The organism is Massilia sp. TS11 (assembly GCF_022012445.1).
GTDB lineage: Bacteria > Pseudomonadota > Gammaproteobacteria > Burkholderiales > Burkholderiaceae_D > Telluria.
In genome coordinates this window covers 108,529-126,548 of sequence record NZ_JAKLTS010000007.1, presented here as the reverse complement: position 1 = coordinate 126,548, position 18,020 = coordinate 108,529, and the positions used below count along the sequence as shown (strand labels likewise).

The following is an 18,020-nucleotide window of genomic DNA, read 5'->3' as shown; positions in this document are numbered from 1 at the left end:
GAATTCCTCTGGTGTTCAGCGCGCCGGCCAGCCGGGCAAGGCGCCCAGCTGCAGATGGCGCGCGGCCGCGGCGGCACTGGGCTCGCTCAGGCGCGGGATATGGCCGAGCAGCGGCGCCGGCAGGCGCTCGAGCAGGGCCTCGATATTCTCGTCGGTGCAGGGCATGGCGGGATCGACCTGGTTGGCCACCCAGCCTGCCACTGTCAGGCCGCGCGCCGTGATCGCCTCGTAGGTGAGCAGGGCATGCGACAGGCAGCCCAGGCGCAGGCCGACCACCAGCACCACGGGCAGATTCAGTTCCTTGGCCAGATCGGCCGTATCGAAGGCACCGGTCAGCGGCACGCGGAAGCCGCCCACGCCTTCGACCACCAGCGCATCGGCGGCGGCCTGCACTTCGGCGGCGGCGGCCAGGATGGTGACCGGATCGATCACCACCCCTTCCAGTTCGGCCGCGATGTGCGGCGCCATCGGCCGCTGCAGCAGATACGGGGTGATCAGGTGGCGCGGCAGATGCAGGCTGCTGGCGGCGATGATGGCGTCGACGTCCTCGTTATGCCAGACGCCGTCGATCAGCTCGGCGCCGGCCGCCACCGGCTTCATGCCGCAGGCGCGCACGCCAAGCTGGGCCAGCTGGTGCAGGATGGCGGTGCTGACCAGGGTCTTGCCGATTTCGGTGTCGGTGCCGGTCACAAAGCAGGCAAAGCGCGGCAGGGGATCGCGTACGGCCGTCTGCGGCGCGGCTTGGGTGGCGGGTTCGTTCAGGCTCATGCTCAGGCTCCCTCAAGTTCGTGCAGGGCCGCCACCAGCTGGGCCACGTCGCCATGGGTATGGGCGGCGGTCAGGGTGGCGCGCAGGCGCGCCGTCCCGGGCGGCACCGTCGGCGGGCGGATCGCCGGCACCCACAGGCCCAGGCCATACAGGCCGGCCGCCGCCTGCAGCGCGTCTTCGTTGCTGCCGATGATGATCGGCTGGATCGCCGTGGCCGACGGCGGACGGCGCCAGCTGCGCAGGCGCAGCTGCTCGTCGAGCTGGGCGATCAGGGCATGCAGGTGGGCGCGCCGCGCCTGGCCTTCGGGCCCGCCGATGATGTCCAGACTGGCCTGCAGCGCATGCGCCAGCGCCGGCGCGGGCGCGGTCGTGTAGATGTAGGGGCGCGCGCGCTGGATCAGGAATTCGATCATCGTGCCATGCGCGGCCACGAAGGCCCCGCCCACGCCGGCCGCCTTGCCAAGCGTGCCGATGTAGACGATGTGGGGCGAGCGCAGGCCGAGCGCTTCGAGCACGCCGCGCCCGCCGGCGCCCAGCACGCCGAAGCCGTGGGCGTCGTCGACCACCAGCCAGGCGCCGTATTCCTCGCAGGCGGCCAGCAGGGCGGCCAGCGGGGCCAGGTCGCCGTCCATGCTGAACACGCTGTCGGTCACCACCAGTTTGGTGGCGGCCGTGCTGGCGGCCAGCTGGCGGCGCAGGGTGGCGACGTCGGCATGCGGATAGACCTGCACGCGGGCGCGCGCCAGGCGTGCCCCGTCGATCAGCGAGGCGTGGTTCAGTTCCTCGGAAAAGATCTCGGCCTCGCCATCGGCGCCGAGCGCCGTCAGCACGGCCAGATTGGCCATGTAGCCGGTGCAGAAATACAGGGCGCGCGCCTGCGCTACGTAATCGGCCATGAAGGCGGCGAAGCGCTCCTCGAGCTGTTCGTGGGCGCGCGAGTGGCCGCTGATCAGATGCGAGGCGCCGCTGCCCACGCCATAGCGCTGGGCGCCTTCGGCCAGGGCGGCGGCCAGCTGCGGATGGCTGGCCAGACCCAGATAGTCATTGCTGCAAAAGCCCAGCAGCGGGCGGCCGTTGACCACCATGCGCGGCGCGCACGGCGTCTCCACCACGCGCCGCTGGCGGGTCAGGCTGTGTTCGTCGAGCGCGCGCAGCTGGCGGTCAAGGGCGGCGATCAGTTCCATGCTCACAGCACCTGTTCGAAGCTGCGCAGGGTGCGCTCGGCCAGGTGGACCAGTTCTTCGTCGCTGAGCACATACGGCGGCATCAGATACACGCTGCGCCCGATCGGCCGCATCAGCAGCTCATGCTCGGTGGCGGCGGCGAAGAAGCGGCGCGCGAAGCTGGCCGCGCGCCCGGCATCCGGCTCCACCGCGTCGAACGCGAAGATGGTGCCGCACTGGCGGAAGTGGCGCACGCGCGCATGTCCGGCCAGCGGCGCCAGCAGGGTGCGCAGGCGCGCCGCCTTGGCGGCATTGCGCGCCAGGACATCGTCCTCGCGGAAGATGGCCAGGGTGGCCAGGGCCGCGCGGCAGGCCAGCGGATTGCCGGTGTAGGAGTGCGAATGGAGGAAGCCGCGGCGCACGTCGGCGTCGTAGAAGGCCTGGTAGATCTCTTCACGCGTGAGCACCAGCGAGAGCGGCAGATAGCCGCCGCTGATGCCCTTGGACAGGCACAGGAAGTCGGGCCAGATGGCGGCCTGCTCGCAGGCGAAGAAGCTGCCGGTGCGGCCGCAGCCGACCGCGATTTCATCGGCGATCAGGTGCACGCCGTGGGCGTCGCACAGGGCGCGCACGCGCTGCAGATAGAGCGGGTCGTGCATCGCCATGCCGGCGGCGCACTGCACCAGCGGCTCGACGATGACGGCGGCCACGCGGCCGGCGCGTTCCTGCAGCAGGCGTTCGAGGTCGGCAGCGGCGCGCAGCGCCACATCGGCCGCCGTTTCGCCCGCGCCGGCCTGGCGCGCGTCGGGCGTGGCCACCACGTGGGCGTTCTTCACCAGCGGGCCGTAGGCGTCCTTGAACAGGGCCACATCGGTGACCGCCAGCGCGCCGATGGTCTCGCCGTGGTAGCTGCCCTGCAGGCAGACGAATTCCTGCTTGGCGCTGGCGCCGCAGTTGCGCCAGTAGTGAAAGCTCATCTTCAGCGCGATCTCGACGGCCGAGGCGCCGTCCGAGGCGTAGAAGGCGTGCCCGAGCACCCCGCCGGTCAGGGCCGACAGCTGTTCCGACAGCTGCACCACCGGTTCATGCGTGAAGCCGGCCAGCATCGCGTGTTCGAGCTTGTCGAGCTGGTCCTTCAGTTCGGCGTTGATGCGCGGGTTGGCGTGGCCGAACAGGTTGACCCACCAGGAGCTGATCGCATCCAGATAGCGTTTGCCCGCGTGGTCGACCAGCCACGGCCCGCGCCCGTGGCTGACGGCGATCAGCGGCACCGTTTCGTGGTGCTGCATCTGGGTGCACGGGTGCCACACCGCAGCCAGGCTGCGGGCGACCCAGGCGTCGGCGGGTGCGTTCAGGACAGCCATGCGGGTTTGCGTTTCTCCAGGAAGGATGCGACGCCCTCGCGCCCCTGTTCGGACGCGCGGATCTGGGCGATGCGTTCGGCCGTGTCGGCCAGCAGGGCGTCCGTCACGCTCTGCCCGGCCACCTCGCGCACCAGGGCCTTGGCCTGGGCGACGGCGTGCGGGCTGTTGGCGCACAGGGCCTTGAGCAGGCCGGCCACGCAGTCGTCGAGCTGCTCGGGCACGCTCACTTCGTGCGCCAGGCCGAGGCGCTGGGCGGTGGCGGCGTCGAAGCGTTCGGCCGTCAGGAAGTAGCGGCGCGCGGCCTGCTCGCCCATGGCCTTGATCACATACGGCGAAATGGTGGCCGGGATCAGGCCCAGCTTCACCTCGGACAGGCAGAAGTTGACGCCTTCGGCCGCCACCACGATGTCGGCCGCGGCCACCAGGCCCATGCCGCCGGCATAGCAGTCGCCCTGCACCTTGGCCACCACCGGCTTGGGGCACAGGTAGATCGTGCGCAGCATGCTGGCCAGGGCCATGGCGTCGGCCTGGTTCTCGGCATGCGAGTAGCTGGCCATCTTCTTCATCCAGTTCAGGTCGGCGCCGGCGCAGAAGGCCGGGCCGTTCGCGGCCAGCAGCACGGCGCGCACCGCGTCGAGCGCGCCGACGGCGGTGAAGGCCGCATTCAGTTCGGCGATGCTGGTCTCGTTGAAGGCATTGCGCACGTCCGGGCGGTTGAGCGTGATGCTGGCCACCGGGCCGTCGATCGACAGGATCAGGGTCGTGAAGTCCATGCGTCCTCCTTACATGCGGAAGACGCCGAAGCGGGTCTCCGCGATCGGCGCGTTGAGCGCGGCCGACAGGCCCAGACCGAGCACCATGCGGGTGTCGGCCGGATCGATGATGCCGTCGTCCCACAGGCGCGCGCTGGCGTAGTAGGGGTGGCCCTGGTCCTCGTACTGCTGCTTGATCGGGGCCTTGAAGGCGGCTTCCTCCTCGGCGCTCCAGCTGCCGCCCTTGGCTTCGATGCCGTCGCGCTTGACCGTGGCCAGCACCGAGGCGGCCTGGTCGCCGCCCATGACGGAGATGCGCGCGTTCGGCCACATCCAGAGGAAGCGTGGCGAGTAGGCGCGCCCGCACATGCCGTAGTTGCCGGCCCCGAAGGAGCCGCCGATGATGACGGTGAACTTGGGTACGGCCGCGGTGGCGACCGCCGTCACCATCTTGGCGCCATTGCGGGCGATGCCTTCGTTTTCGTACTTGCGGCCGACCATGAAGCCGGTGATGTTCTGCAGGAAGACCAGCGGAATCTTGCGCTGGCAGCACAGCTCGATGAAGTGGCTGCCCTTGAGCGCCGACTCCGAGAACAGGATGCCGTTGTTGGCGATGATCCCGACCTGCATGCCGTAGATGCGGGCGAAGCCGCACACCAGGGTGCTGCCGTAGCGGGCCTTGAATTCATCGAATTCGGAGCCGTCGACGATGCGCGCGATCACTTCGCGCACGTCGAAGGGCTTGCGCGTGTCGAGCGGGATCACGCCATACAGTTCTTCCGGCGCGTACTTCGGTTCGACGCTGGCGCGCAGGGCCGGCGGCTGCGGCTTCTGGCGGTTCAGGTTGGCGACGATGCTGCGCGCCAGCGAGAGCGCGTGCAGATCGTTCTGGGCCAGATGGTCGGCCACGCCCGACAGGCGGGTGTGGACGTCGCCGCCGCCGAGGTCCTCGGCCGAGACCACCTCGCCGGTGGCCGCCTTCACCAGCGGCGGGCCGCCGAGGAAGATCGTGCCCTGCTCCTTGACGATGATCGACTCGTCGCTCATGGCCGGCACGTAGGCGCCGCCGGCTGTGCACGAGCCCATCACCACGGCGATCTGGGGGATGCCCTTGGCCGACATAGTCGCCTGGTTGTAGAAGATGCGGCCGAAGTGGTCGCGGTCGGGGAAGACCTCATCCTGGTTGGGCAGGTTGGCGCCGCCCGAGTCGACCAGGTAGATGCAGGGCAGGTTGTTCTGGTCGGCGATCTCCTGGGCGCGCAGGTGCTTCTTCACCGTCATCGGGTAATAGGTGCCGCCCTTGACGGTGGCGTCGTTACAGACGATCACGCACTCCTGCCCGGCCACGCGGCCGATGCCGGTGATGATGCCGGCGCAGGGCGCGGCGCCCTCGTACATGCCGTAGGCGGCCAACTGGGACAGCTCGAGGAAGGGCGTGCCCGGATCGAGCAGCATCTGCACGCGGTCGCGCGGCAGCAGTTTGCCGCGCGCCAGATGCTTGGCCGCGGCCGCCTCGCCGCCGCCCTGGGCCAGTGCGGCCACCTTGGCGTGCAGATCGTCGACCAGGGCTTGCATGGCGGCCGCATTGGCCTGGAAATCCGCGCTGCGGGGATTGAGTTTGCTGTCAATCTGGGGCATGGCTGTCCTTCTTATCCGGGGAAGTGTCCATCGAGGTAGTACCAGCGCGGCGGCGTGCCTTCGCGCACGAAGCGGCTGACTTCGTGCAGGCGGTGGGCGCGGCCGTTGACCCTGAAAGTGGCGACGAATTCGACCGTGTCCGCGTCCTCGACGGGGGCAGACTCTACATTACGTTTACGTAAACGTAAAGCGGATTTTATCTCCAGCCGCAGCCACTGGAGCTTCTCCTGCGGGTCGAGGATGGCCTCGGCCGGGCGCGTGCTCGGATGCCAAGTTTCCTTCAGGTAAGCCTCGTCGCCGCGCGTGTAGGCCGTGTAGCGCGAACGCATCAGGGCCTCGGCGCTGGGCGCGATGGCGCTGCCGGCAAGATAGGGGCCGCAGCAGCTGTCGAAGCTGGGCCCGCCGCAGGGACAGGGCGGTGTGGAAGTGGCCATGGGCATGGGCATGGGGGTGAATGTCGGAAGCCGACATTATCCGCCATATTCGGGGCGGGCTGTGCACCCGCGTCCGGCTCAGCGCAGCAGCAGGCCGTCGAGGGCGATCGGCGGGGTGCGCCCCAGCATCAGGTCGGTGACCACGCGCGCCGAGCCGCAGGCAAAGGTGAAGCCGAGCGGACCCTGGCCCAGGTTCAGCCACAGATTGCCGACCCCGCTCGGGCCGAGGATCGGGGCGCTGTCGGGTGTGGCCGGGCGCAGGCCGGTCCAGCTTTCCAGGCGGCTGTAGTCGGCCGCGTCGGGCATGGTTTCGCGCGCCAGCCGGGTCAGGCTGTCGATGCGGCGCTGGTCGATGCGCTCGTCCTCGCCGACCATGTCGACCATGGCGGCCACGCGCAGCTGGTCGCCGATGCGTGCGTACAGGACCTTGCGTTCGAAGTCGGTGACGCTGATCTCGGGGGCCTGGTCGCCCGGGCGGATCGGCGCCGTCAGGCTATAGCCCTTGAGCGGATACAGGGGCAGGCAGACCCCGGCCGTGGCGGCCAGGTTGCGGCTCTGGATGCCGGCCGCCAGCACGAAGGCGTCGGCGCCGATCACCGCCTCGTCGGTGGTGATGGCGGTGGCGCGCCCGTTTTCGACGACGATACGGCGCGCTTCCTCGTGGATGACGCCGCCGAAGCGCGGATGGGCCTGCAGGCGCTGCAGCAGGGCCTGGCAAAAGGCCTGGCAGTCCGCCACCGCTTCGCCATGGGTGAAGATGCCGCCGGCCAGCACATGCTCGGCTTTGGCCAGGGCCGGCTCGCGCGCCACGCACTGGGCCGGGTCGAGCAGTTCCTGGGCGCTGTCCGAGGCCGGGCGCGCGCTCGCGTGGGCAAAGGTCTTGGGGGTGCGGTAGACGACCAGCTTGCCGGCATCGCGCCAGGCGAAGTCGTCGAGGCTGACGATGTTTTCCAGCGTGGCCATCATCTGGCGCGACAGTTCGCCCAGCGGCAGCAGCTGGCCGGTGGTGCGCGCATTGCGGTCGGCGCGGCAGTTGGCCAGGAACTGGCTCAGCCATTTGTACTGGCGCAGATCGGCCTCGGGCTTGAAGCGCAGCGGGCCGTCGACCTGGAACAGCCAGCCGAGGGCCTTGAGCGGGACGCCGGCATCGGCCAGCGGGGCCACGTAGCGGTAGCTGAGCTGACCGCCATTGCGCGCGCTGGCGCCGGCCGCGACCTGGGGACGGCGCTCGAGAATCGACACGCGGCAGCCGGCCTCGGCCAACCACCAGGCGGTCGTCAGCCCCACCACTCCCCCACCGATGACGATCACATCTTGCATTGCGTCCACAAATTAAAGCGTATGGATGGGCAGCTTAGGGGCTGGCCCGGCTTCCTTCCAATGAATGAACGTCGGCGGGCCATAACCCTGTGTCATAAAGCGCTCAGCGCGCGATGGCGCCGCGGTACAGGGCCGTGAGGATCTGTTCGGTGAAGCGCTCGAGCGCCGAATAGCGGCCCTTGTACTGGGCCGGATCGGCCGACGTGCCGCCGACGAACATCACCATCCCGTCCTTGTGTTCGCGGTCGAGAATGAAGGCCGAGATCAGGCCATAGGCTTCGCCGAGGTGGCCGACGGCCTGGAAACGCCCGCCCTCGACCACGCGCGCGCCGTCGAACTGCTGGTTGCCCAGGCCCCAGGCGCCGTAGAAGCCGTGCTCGTCGTCGCCGTTCTTGCCGTCGAAGGTCCATTCGCGCTGAAACATGCGCGCCAGCGTGGCCGGCTGCAGGATCTGCTTGCCCTGGTATTGGCCGTTGTTCATCATCATCAGCATGATGCGCGCGAGGTCGGGCGCGGAAATGCGCAGGCCGCCCGTGGGGCTGAACGGGGTCGGGTTGCTGCCCAGCCGATACGGCGTGATGGCCGGCGGCGGCGCCGGCGGCCCCTGGCGGTAGTCGTCGACCTGGGCAATCCAGGGGCCGCGGCTGTCCCAGATTTCGGTGTCGACCGTGCGCTTGCGGTACAGGGTCGCCAGTTTGGACAGCTCGGCCGGCGTGAAGTTCGACGGGTGGTAGCTGGCGCGGATGCCCATCGGCGCAAAGATCAGCTGGTCCATCAGCTGGTCGAAGCGGGCGCCGCCGGCGGCCTCCATGACGGCGCCGATCATCGCCCAGTTCAGATTCGAATACGTGAAATAGGCGCCGGGCGCCTGCTCGCGCGCCCACGAGGCCGGACCGATGACGCTCGCCAGCGGCGTGCTGTGCGGCCAGAAGTAGCCGCCGGCGTCGCGCAGCGAGGACGTGTGCGACAGCAGCTGGCGCAGGGTGATGGCGCGCTCGGGGAAGTGCGGATTGCGCAAGCTGAAGCCGAGGTAGCGGCTGACGTCGGTATTGAGGTCGAGCTTGCCCTGTTCGACCAGCTTCAGCGCGCCCAGCGTGGTCACCATCTTGGAGATCGAGGCGATCCGGTACATGGTCTCGGGCGTGGCGGCGGCGCCGCCGATCTGCTGGGCGCCGAACGCGGCCTGGTAGCGCACCTCGCCGTCGCGGATCGCCACCACCGACAGGCTGGCCAGTTCCATCTGGGGCGTGCGGACGATCTCGGCCAGCTGGCGGTCCAGATCGGAGGCGCTGGCCTGGCCGAAACAGCAGGCGGCCGCGAGCGCGAGCAGGGTGGTTTTCATGGCGTCCTCGGTGTTTGGCGTCGGCCCCAGCTTAGGGTCAAGCGGGGCCGCTTGCCAATAGCGAAGCGCGGGCCAGCCATAGCCAAACGTTATGCCCGGCTCGGACAATTTCATGCAGGCTATGGCACACTTGCGCATTACACTAATGCGCAAAAGAGCACAGAGAGACGGGCTGGTATGGGCGACAGCAGCACTGCAGGCAAGATGGCGTTCAACGACAATTCACCGCTGTATATGCAGGTGGCGCGCAAGCTCATCCAGGACGTGCGCGACGGCCGCTACCAGGTCGACCAGGCCCTGCCCTCGGAACGCAGCCTGTCCGAACAGCTCGAGATTTCCCGCGTGACGGCGCGCAAGGCCATCGACCAGCTGGTCGAACAGGGTCTGGTCGTGCGCCGCCGTGGCTCCGGTAATTACGTGGCGCCGCGCATCGAGCAGCCGCTGTCGAATCTGTCGAGTTTTTCGGAACAACTGGCCCAGCGCGGCTACAAGCCCAGCTCGCAATGGCTGCGGCGCGCCATCGTCAGCGCCGCCCCCGACGAGCAGCTGGCCCTCGGTCTGTCGCCGCAGGCGCGCGTGGCCCGGCTCGAACGCCTGCGCCTGGCCGACGAGGTGGTGATGGCCTTCGAGGTCTCGGTGATTCCGGCCACCGTGCTGCCCGCGCCCGAGCAGGTCGGCAGCTCCCTGTATGAATACCTGAACCAGAGCGGCCACATGCCGGTGCGCGCGCTGCAGCACATCCGGGCGATGAACGCGGGCGCCCAGCTCGCGGCCCAGCTCGGCGTGCCGGAAGGCCAGGCCGTGCTGTTCATCACGCGCGTCGGCTATCTGGAATCGGGCCAGGCCGTCGAACTCACGCATTCCTATTGCCGCAGCGACCACTACGATTTTGTCGCCGAAATGCGGCGTGCGGCATAAGCTGAAGCTATACCCGCGCCCGTTCCTTTCATGCCTGGGCCCGGAATTTTGGTATTACACTGGTACTATCCCCTCTGCTGAGTGAAGGCATGCTGAACACCGAAACGCCGCATAGCGCCCACGCCGAGCTTGACCGCTACCCGACGCGCGAACTCGTGCACGCCCTGGTCGACGACCAGTATGCGGCCGTGCACGCCGTGCGCGCCGCCGCCGACGCCCTCGCCGCCGCCGTCGAGGCCGCCGTGCCGCGCATCGATGCCGGCGGCCGCCTGATCTACGTCGGGGCCGGCACTTCGGGCCGCCTCGGTCTGCTCGACTCGGTCGAGCTCTACCCGACCTTCTCCTGGCCCCAGGGCCGCGCCCTGGCCCTGCTGGCCGGCGGCGAGCGCGCCCTGTTCGTGGCCGTCGAAGGGGCCGAAGACAATCTGGAGCAGGGCGGCCGCGATCTGGCGGGCGTGCAGCCGGGCCCGCACGATGTGGTGCTGTGCGTGGCCGCCTCGGGCGCCACCCCGTATGTGCTGGGGGCGCTGCGCGCGGCGCGTGCGGCCGGGGCGCTGACGGTCGGCTTTGCCAACAACCCGGGCACGCCGGTGGCCGCCGAGGCCGAGCACGGCGTCGTGCTCGACACGGGCAGCGAAGTGATCTCGGGCAGCACCCGGCTGAAGGCCGGCACGGCCCAGAAGATCGCGCTGAACACCTTCTCGAGCGCGCTGATGGTGCGTCTGAACAAGGTCTACGGCAACCTGATGGTAGACTTAAAAGCAACCAATGCGAAGCTCGTGCGGCGCGCCGTGGCCCTGACCATGCTCGCCTCCGGCGCCGACGAGGCCGCCGCGCGCGCCACGCTCGAACAGTGCGCGTTCCAGGTCAAGACGGCGATCGTCGCCCTGATGCGCCAGACCACGGTGGAACAGGCGGCGCGCCTGCTCGACCAAGCGCGCGGCAGCGTGCGCCAGGCCCTGGCGGCCTAGCGTCCGTCCGTCTCCGGCGCGCCAACCCGAAAGGACTTCATGCAGGCAAGCCGCGCGATTTCTCCCTGGGCCTGGGTGCCCTCTCTGTATTTTGCCCAGGGCCTGCCGTATGTGGCCGTGATGACCCTGGCCACGGTCATGTACAAGAACTTCGGCATCGACAATGCCGACATCGCCCTCTACACGAGCTGGCTCTACTGGCCGTGGGTGATCAAGCCGCTGTGGGCGCCCGTGGTCGACCTGCTGCGCACCAAGCGCTGGTGGATCACCGTGCTGCAGCTGGTGGTCGGCGCCAGCTTCGCGGCCGTGGCCTTCACGATCCAGCTGCCCGGCTATTTCCAGGCCAGCCTGGCCGTGTTCTGGCTGATGGCCTTCAGCTCGGCCACCCACGATATCGCGGCCGACGGCTTTTACATGCTGGGCCTGGAAAAGCATGAGCAGGCCGCCTATGTCGGCGTGCGCTCGACCTTCTACCGCGCCGCCATGATCACGGGCCAGGGCGCGCTCGTGTATCTGGCCGGACGCATCACGGAAGCCAGCGGCGATCCGCACCTGGCCTGGTCAGCCGTGTTCGTCGTGCTGGCGCTGCTGTTCGGCCTGCTGGGCGGCTACCACCTGCTGCGTCTGCCGCGGCCCGCCAGCGACGGCCCGGCCGCCCATGGCGCGCGCCCGTTTGCCGCCTTCGCCGCCACCTTCGCCAGCTTCTTCCGCAAGCCTGGCATCGGCCTGATCCTGGCCTTCCTGCTGACCTTCCGGCTCGGTGAGGCGCAGCTGATCAAGATGGTCGGCCCGTTCGCCCTCGACACCCTGGAAAAAGGCGGGCTCGGCCTGTCGACCAAGGACTTCGGCATCGCCTATGGCAGCTTCGGCGTGCTGGCCCTGACGCTCGGCGGCCTGCTCGGCGGCTGGGTGATTTCGCGCCTCGGCCTCAAGCGCAGCCTGTGGCTGATGGTGTGCGCGATCCACCTGCCCGACCTGGTCTTCGTCTACCTCGCCTATGCCCAGCCGCAGTCCTTCGCCCTGGTCACGGCCGCGATCTCGCTCGAGCAGTTCGGCTATGGCTTCGGCTTCACCGCCTATATGCTGTACATGATCCTGGTGGCCGAGGGCGAGCACAAGACCGCCCACTTCGCCCTGTGCACCGGCTTCATGGCGATGGGCATGATGTTGCCCGGCATGGTCAGCGGCAAGATCCAGGAGTTCCTCGGCTACCAGCACTTCTTCGTCTGGGTCTGCCTGGCGACCCTGCCCTCCTTCGTGCTGGCGGCCCTGCTGCGCATCGATCCCGAATTCGGCAAGAAAAAGGAGGCCTGAGGTGGCACGCCTGACTTCGCTTGACGCCTTCCGCGGTTTCACGATCGCCGCCATGGTGCTGGTGAATAACCCGGGCGACTGGGGCAATCTGTACAGCCAGCTCGCCCATGCCGAGTGGAATGGCTGGACCTTCACCGACTGGATCTTCCCCTTCTTTCTGTTCATCGGCGGGGTCGCGATGGCGCTCTCGCTCGGGCGCCTGGCCGCGGCCGGGGCCGACAAACCGGCCCTGCTGCGCAAGCTCAGCCTGCGCGCGGCCCTGATTTTCGCGATCGGCTTTCTGCTGAACTTCTACCCGAACTTCGACCTCGCCCATGTGCGCATTCCCGGTGTGCTGCAGCGCATCGCCCTGTGCACGCTGCTGGCGGCGCCGGTCGTCGTGTATTGCAACTGGCGCCAGCAGCTTGGCGTCATCCTCGCCCTGTTCACGCTCTACAGTGTGCTGATGCTGGGCGTTGACGTGCCCGGTTCGGGGCGCGCCGTGCTGCTGCCGGGCCAGGACTTCGGCGCCTGGCTCGACCGCCAGCTGCTCGGCGGCCACCTGTGGGCCAAGGCCAAGACCTGGGACCCGGAAGGCCTGGTCTCGACCCTGCCGGCGGTCGGCTCCCAGCTGTTCGGCGTGCTGTGCGGGCAGTGGCTGCTGAGCCCGCGTCCGCGCGCCGAACACGCGGTCTGGATGCTGCTCGTCGGCCTGCTTGGCGTCTGGCTCGGGAATGTGCTCGACGTCGTGCTCATGCCGATCAATAAGAGCCTGTGGACGCCCTCGTATGCGGTGTTCACGGCCGGCTGGGCGGCGGTGCTGTTCGCCGCCTTCTACTGGCTGCTCGACGGCGTGCGCGATCCGATCGCTGTGCGCTGGTGCCAGCCCTTCGTCATCTATGGCATGAATGCGCTGTTCATCTTCGCCTTCTCCGGCTTCCTGGTGAAAACCCTGTCCAAGCTGGGGCTGACGAGTATGCTGTATGCTCCCATTCGCGCGTTGCCGATCGGGCCGGTCAATACCTCCCTGTTGTACGCGCTGTGTTTTAACGCGGTCATGTTCAGCATTGCCTGGATGATGTGGCGGCGTCAGTGGTTCATCAAAGTCTAGAGGTCCGTTTTGCAGGCAAATCAGAAACGCCGTGCGCTGGCGCTGGCTGGCGCGCTCGCCCTGGGCGGTCTGGTGGTCGGGTGCAGCACCAGCCCGACCGCCCCGTCCGGCGCGTCCCCGTCCGTGCCGCCCCAGGGCACGCCCGATACCCCGCCGCCGGTGCCGCGCGAGTTCCGCGCCGCCTGGGTCTCGACGGTCGCGAATATCGACTGGCCGAGCAAGCCGGGCCTGTCCAGCGCCCAGCAGCAGGCCGAAGCCCTGGCCATCCTCGACAAGGCCGTGGCCCTGAACCTGAACGCCATCGTGCTCCAGGTGCGCCCCAGCGCCGACGCCATCTACCCGTCGGCGCTCGAACCCTGGAGCGAATACCTGAGCGGGGCGCAGGGCCAGGCGCCCAAGCCGTTTTACGACCCGCTCGCCTTCTGGGTCAAGGAGGCGCATGAGCGCGGGCTCGAACTGCATGCCTGGTTCAATCCCTACCGCGCGCGCCACATGGGGGCCAAGTCGCCGGCCGCGCGCGAGCACATCTCGAACCGCCAGCCGGGCGCCGTCAAGGCCTATGGCAAATATCTGTGGATGGACCCGGGCGAGGAGGCGGCCAGCCGCCACACGCTCGAGGTCGTGCTCGACGTGGTGCGCCGCTACGATATCGACGGCGTCCATATCGACGACTATTTCTACCCGTATCCGGAAACCATCGGCGACGCTCCGACCACCGACCCGAAGAACGAGCTCGACTTCCCCGATGCGCCCGCGTATGCGCGCTACCGCGCCGCCGGCGGCAAGCTCGAGAAGGCCGACTGGCGCCGCCAAAACGTCAACCAGCTGATCGAAGCCCTGTACACGGGCGTGCACCGCGAAAAGCCCTGGGTCAAGTTCGGCATCAGCCCCTTCGGCATCGGCAAGCCCGAGCGGCGCCCGGCCGGCATCAGCGGCTTCTCCCAGTACGACAAGCTGTATGCCGACGTCGAACTCTGGCTCGAACAGGGCTGGCTCGACTACCTGGCCCCGCAGCTGTACTGGCCGATCGCCCAGAGCGCCCAGGCCTACGAGGTGCTGCTCGACTACTGGCTGGCCCAGAACCGCCAGGGCCGCCACGTCTGGCCCGGCCTGTTCACCAGCCGCATCGAGGCGCCGGCCAAGGCCTACACCAGCGAGGAGATTCTGGAACAGGTGCGCGTGACGCGCCTGCGCCCGGGCGCCCAGGGCCACCTGCATTTCAGCATGGCCGCCCTGATGCAGAACCGCGGCGGCGTCGCCGATCAGCTGCGCCAGAGCCGCTACCCGGTGCCGGCCCTGGTGCCGGCCACGCCCTGGCATGCGCGCAGCCTGCCGGCCGCGCCCGTGGTGAGCCTGAGTAACAAGAACGGCGCCGTGCGCCTGCAGGCCAGCCCGGCCGAGGGCGTGGCGCGCTATGCGGTCTGGGGCCGCTACGGCGACAGCTGGCGCTTCGCCGTGATGCCGGCCAATGGCAAGGTCTGGACCCTGCCCGGCCAGCCGAGTCTGGCGGTGGTGACGGCGATCGACCGCCACGGTCAGGCCAGTCCGAGCGTAAGCCTGCCGGTTCTATAACTTTTTTTCATATTTCCCCTGCAGACATTCATGCACGGTCGGCACGGGGGGCGGCTTACACTAGCTGGCTTGAATACTGCGAGCGGACCACGATGAGCGCTGCACTCGGCCTTGGCATCGATGCGGGCGGCACCCAGACGCGCTGGGCGCTGGCGGATGCGCACGGCCAGCTGCTGGCCGAGGGCGAGGTGGCCGGCCTGTCGGCCCTGCAGATGAGCAGCAGCGACGGCCGCGCCCAGGTCCAGGCCACGTTTGACGCGCTGGCCGCGGCCGTGCGCGCGCATGGCCAGCCGCAACGCATCGAAGCCGGGCTGACCGGCTTCGGCGGCGACGGCGGCCAGCTCAGCGCCTGGCTGGCGGCACGCTTTGGCCTCGATGGCGCGGCGGTCGGCCTGCGCAATGACATCGAATTCGCCTACCTCGACAATTTCCGCCCCGGCCAAGGCTATCTCGTGTATGCCGGCACCGGCTCGATTGCCGCCTATATCGACGGCGCCGGCCAGTTCCACCGCGCCGGCGGGCGCGGCGTGCTGCTCGACGATGGCGGCGGCGGCTTCTGGATCGCGCGCGAAGCGCTGCGCTGCATCTGGCGGCGCGAGGACGAAGACCCGGGCGCCTGGCGCACCTCGGCCCTGGCGCGCGCCGTGTTCGAGCAGCTCGGCGACAGCGACTGGGCGGCCTCGCGCCAGTTCATCTACGGTCAGGAGCGCGGCGCCATCGGCAAGCTGGCCCTGGTCGTGGCGGCCTGCGCCGACCGCGACCCGGACGCCGCCCGCATCCTGCACGAGGCCGGCCTCGAACTGGCCCGCCTCGGCCGCGCGCTGAGCCAGCGCTTCGGCCCACGTCCGCTGGTGGTGGCCGGCCGCGCCGCCAGTCTGCACCCATGCATTGTGGCGGCCATGCGGTCCGCCCTGCCCGGAACCGATCTGCGTCAAGTGATCGGCCACGCCCACCACGCCGCCGCCCGCCTGGCGGCGCGCATCGCCTGAGAGACCACCATGATCCGATTGCTTCTCACTTCCCTGCTGCTGGCCCTGCTGGCCGGCTGTGCCGGTCCGCGCATCGACAGCAGCAGCTACAGCGCCAAGAGCCAGAGCAGCCGCGTGAAGTTCATCATCATCCACTACACGGTCAGCGACCGCCCGCAGTCGATCAAGATCCTGACCGAGCAGGAAGTCAGTTCCCACTATCTGCTGACCGACGAGGCCGACCCCATCATCTACCGCCTGGTCGACGAGTCGCGCCAGGCCAACCATGCCGGGATCAGCTTCTGGAAGGACTACACGCGCCTGAACACCAGCTCGATCGGGATCGAGATCGTCAATCCCGGCTACAAGGACACGCCCGAGGGCCGCATCTACGCGTCCTTCCCCGAGAAGCAGATCGACACCCTGATCGGCCTGGTGAAAGACATCGCCCAGCGCCACAATGTGCCGCCTGAGAACGTGCTCGGCCACAGCGATATCGCGCCCCAGCGCAAGCAGGACCCGGGCCCGCAGTTTCCGTGGAAGCGCCTGGCCGATGCCGGCCTGGTGATCTGGCCCGAGCCGGCGCGCGTGGCCGCGGCCCTGCCCGGCTTCCAGGCCCAGCTGCCGGACGTCGCCTGGTTCCAGAAAAAGCTGGCCCAGCACGGCTACAGCGTGCCCCAGACCGGCACGCTCGACAAGCCGACCCAGACCGTGATCTCGGCCTTCCAGATGAAGTATCGGAACACGAATATCGACGGCAATCCGGACGCCGAAACGGCGGCCCTGCTCGAAGCGCTGACAGGCCAGCAGGCAAAGAAGTAAACTAGGCGTATCGAACCCACAGGAAATTGCCATGCGGCTGCGTCATATCGAAGTCTTCCACGCGATCATGCAAGTCGGCACCATCAGCGGTGCCGCCCAGGTGCTGCATATTTCGCAGCCGGCCGTGACCAAGGTGCTGCAGCACTGCGAGCTGCAGCTGGGCATGCCGCTGTTCGAGCGCGTGCGCGGCAAGCTGTATCCGAAGCCCGAGGCGCACCGCCTGTTCGCCGAGACCGAGAAGCTGAACCGCGACCTGCAGGGCATCCGCCGCCTGGCCGCCAATCTGAAGGGCAGCGCGGTCGAGACCGTGCGCGTGTGCGCGACCCCGACCCTGGCCATGTCGGTGCTGCCGGATGCGCTGCACAGCTGGCGCGCCGGCTTTCCCGAGACGCGCTGCGAGCTGTCGACCCAGCACACGAGCGAAATCGTGAATGCGCTGCGCCTGGCCGAGGCCGACATCGGCCTGTCGCTGCAGGACCCGCGCCATCCGGGCATCGTGGCCGAGGCCATAGCGCACGGGCAGATGACCGTGATCGCGCCGGCCGGCACCTGGAGCGCAGCCGAATGCAGCACGCCGCTGACGGCCGAGGGCCTCACGGGCGAGCTGATCGGCCTGGCCGACCAGGACCCGCTCGGCGAGATGGTCAATGCCGCCTGCGACGCCCAGGGCCAGCATCCGCTGTACCGGACTGTGGTGCAGACCTACCAGATTGCCCGCTCGCTGGTCGAGGCCGGCATGGGCATGGCCGTGGTCGATCCGTTCACGGCCGCCAGCGCCCATCCCGACAAAGTGCAAAAGCGCGTGTTCGCCCCGGCGATTGCGGTCCAGCTGTTCCTGCTGACGTCCAGCCATTCGCCGCTGTCGCATGGCGGGCGCGAGCTGGTCGATGCGATCAGCCGCGTCGCGCGCGCGCGCTTGGCCAGTGCATGAGTACGGCGACGATCCCCTGCGAAGCCATCCCCGGCAGTGCGCTGTTCCGCCATCTGAGCACGGTGGCCGGGATCGGCGTCGACCTGCGCTACGCGAGCGCCGACAATTTCGTCGGCCGCGATCTGTATAGCCCGCTCGACTGCGCCTGGCTGCACCGCGACGCCGCCGCCGCGCTCGAGCGCGCCGTCGCCTGGCTGAGCGCAGCCCGCCCCGATTACCGCCTGCTGGTGCTCGACGCCCTGCGCCCGCAGCGCGTGCAGGAGCAGCTATGGGCTTCGCTGCAGGGGACCGATCTGCTGATGTATCTGGCGCCGCCCGAGCGCGGCTCGATCCACAGCTTCGGCATGGCGCTCGACCTGACGATCACCGATGCGGCCGGGCGCGAGCTCGACATGGGCACTGGATTCGACGATCTGACGCTGCTGTCGCATCCGGCCAAGGAAGCCGAGCATCTGGCCAACGGCGCCTTGCGCGCCGAGCACGTGGCCAACCGCGACTTGCTGCGCGCCGCCATGCAAGCGGCCGGCTTCGTCGGCATCAGCACCGAGTGGTGGCACTACGACTGCGGCGACCGCGTGCAAGTGCGCGCCAGCTACCCGCGCGTCCTCTAAGATCCCAAACGGGGTCAGGTCCGGCAATCGGACATTTGAGAA

Annotated in this window: 17 protein-coding genes; 9 read left to right on the top strand and 8 right to left on the bottom strand. The window is 68.8% G+C overall.

Going from position 1 to position 18,020, the window contains the following annotated elements; translation table 11 throughout:
* Positions 1-15: 15 nt before the first annotated feature.
* From bioD to LZ005_RS12545, 8 genes are all read right to left on the bottom strand, one after another.
* Complete coding sequence (bioD, locus tag LZ005_RS12580) at positions 16-768, bottom strand: dethiobiotin synthase (protein WP_237808418.1); 753 nt, start codon at positions 766-768, stop codon at positions 16-18.
* 2 nt (positions 769-770) lie between these two features.
* On the bottom strand, positions 771-1,952 hold the full coding sequence (bioF, locus tag LZ005_RS12575) for an 8-amino-7-oxononanoate synthase (RefSeq protein WP_237808417.1): 1,182 nt from the start codon (positions 1,950-1,952) through the stop codon (positions 771-773).
* A 2-nt stretch (positions 1,953-1,954) separates the two neighbouring features.
* Positions 1,955-3,295, bottom strand: coding sequence for an adenosylmethionine--8-amino-7-oxononanoate transaminase (gene bioA / locus LZ005_RS12570; RefSeq protein ID WP_237808416.1), 1,341 nt, complete (start codon positions 3,293-3,295; stop codon positions 1,955-1,957).
* Positions 3,283-4,068: an enoyl-CoA hydratase/isomerase family protein gene (locus LZ005_RS12565; RefSeq protein WP_237808415.1), complete on the bottom strand. Its 786-nt coding sequence runs from the start codon at positions 4,066-4,068 to the stop codon at positions 3,283-3,285. The genes bioA and LZ005_RS12565 overlap by 13 nt, the downstream gene beginning before the upstream one ends.
* A 9-nt stretch (positions 4,069-4,077) precedes the next feature.
* On the bottom strand, positions 4,078-5,685 hold the full coding sequence (locus tag LZ005_RS12560) for a carboxyl transferase domain-containing protein (RefSeq protein WP_237808414.1): 1,608 nt from the start codon (positions 5,683-5,685) through the stop codon (positions 4,078-4,080).
* An 11-nt stretch (positions 5,686-5,696) separates the two neighbouring features.
* Complete coding sequence (locus tag LZ005_RS12555; RefSeq protein ID WP_237808542.1) at positions 5,697-6,125, bottom strand: YchJ family protein; 429 nt, start codon at positions 6,123-6,125, stop codon at positions 5,697-5,699.
* A 72-nt stretch (positions 6,126-6,197) separates the two neighbouring features.
* The gene (locus LZ005_RS12550; RefSeq protein WP_237808413.1) at positions 6,198-7,439 is read right to left on the bottom strand and encodes a D-amino acid dehydrogenase; all 1,242 of its coding nucleotides are present in this window, start codon (positions 7,437-7,439) and stop codon (positions 6,198-6,200) included.
* Positions 7,440-7,542: 103 nt separating this feature from the next.
* On the bottom strand, positions 7,543-8,781 hold the full coding sequence (locus LZ005_RS12545; RefSeq protein ID WP_237808412.1) for a serine hydrolase: 1,239 nt from the start codon (positions 8,779-8,781) through the stop codon (positions 7,543-7,545).
* A gap of 204 nt (positions 8,782-8,985) precedes the next feature.
* Between LZ005_RS12545 and LZ005_RS12540 the strand changes: the two genes are divergently transcribed.
* The 9 genes from LZ005_RS12540 (at position 8,986) to LZ005_RS12500 (ending at position 17,978) form a co-directional block, all read left to right on the top strand.
* Complete coding sequence (locus LZ005_RS12540) at positions 8,986-9,699, top strand: GntR family transcriptional regulator (protein WP_237808411.1); 714 nt, start codon at positions 8,986-8,988, stop codon at positions 9,697-9,699.
* Between the two features lie 89 nt (positions 9,700-9,788).
* Entirely contained in the window at positions 9,789-10,670 is an 882-nt protein-coding gene (locus tag LZ005_RS12535) for an N-acetylmuramic acid 6-phosphate etherase (protein WP_237808410.1), read from the top strand.
* 39 nt (positions 10,671-10,709) lie between these two features.
* Positions 10,710-11,984: an MFS transporter gene (locus LZ005_RS12530; protein ID WP_237808409.1), complete on the top strand. Its 1,275-nt coding sequence runs from the start codon at positions 10,710-10,712 to the stop codon at positions 11,982-11,984.
* A 1-nt stretch (position 11,985) separates the two neighbouring features.
* Positions 11,986-13,074 (top strand): heparan-alpha-glucosaminide N-acetyltransferase domain-containing protein, encoded by a 1,089-nt coding sequence (locus LZ005_RS12525; protein WP_237808408.1) that lies wholly within the window; start codon positions 11,986-11,988, stop codon positions 13,072-13,074.
* A gap of 9 nt (positions 13,075-13,083) precedes the next feature.
* The gene (locus tag LZ005_RS12520) at positions 13,084-14,646 is read left to right on the top strand and encodes a glycoside hydrolase family 10 protein (RefSeq protein ID WP_237808407.1); all 1,563 of its coding nucleotides are present in this window, start codon (positions 13,084-13,086) and stop codon (positions 14,644-14,646) included.
* Positions 14,647-14,738: 92 nt separating this feature from the next.
* Complete coding sequence (locus LZ005_RS12515) at positions 14,739-15,635, top strand: BadF/BadG/BcrA/BcrD ATPase family protein (RefSeq protein ID WP_237808406.1); 897 nt, start codon at positions 14,739-14,741, stop codon at positions 15,633-15,635.
* A gap of 9 nt (positions 15,636-15,644) precedes the next feature.
* Complete coding sequence (locus LZ005_RS12510; RefSeq protein WP_237808405.1) at positions 15,645-16,436, top strand: N-acetylmuramoyl-L-alanine amidase; 792 nt, start codon at positions 15,645-15,647, stop codon at positions 16,434-16,436.
* A gap of 31 nt (positions 16,437-16,467) precedes the next feature.
* On the top strand, positions 16,468-17,367 hold the full coding sequence (locus LZ005_RS12505) for a LysR family transcriptional regulator (protein ID WP_237808404.1): 900 nt from the start codon (positions 16,468-16,470) through the stop codon (positions 17,365-17,367).
* Complete coding sequence (locus tag LZ005_RS12500; RefSeq protein ID WP_237808403.1) at positions 17,364-17,978, top strand: M15 family metallopeptidase; 615 nt, start codon at positions 17,364-17,366, stop codon at positions 17,976-17,978. Before LZ005_RS12505 ends, LZ005_RS12500 begins: the two co-directional genes overlap by 4 nt.
* Positions 17,979-18,020: the final 42 nt, after the last annotated feature.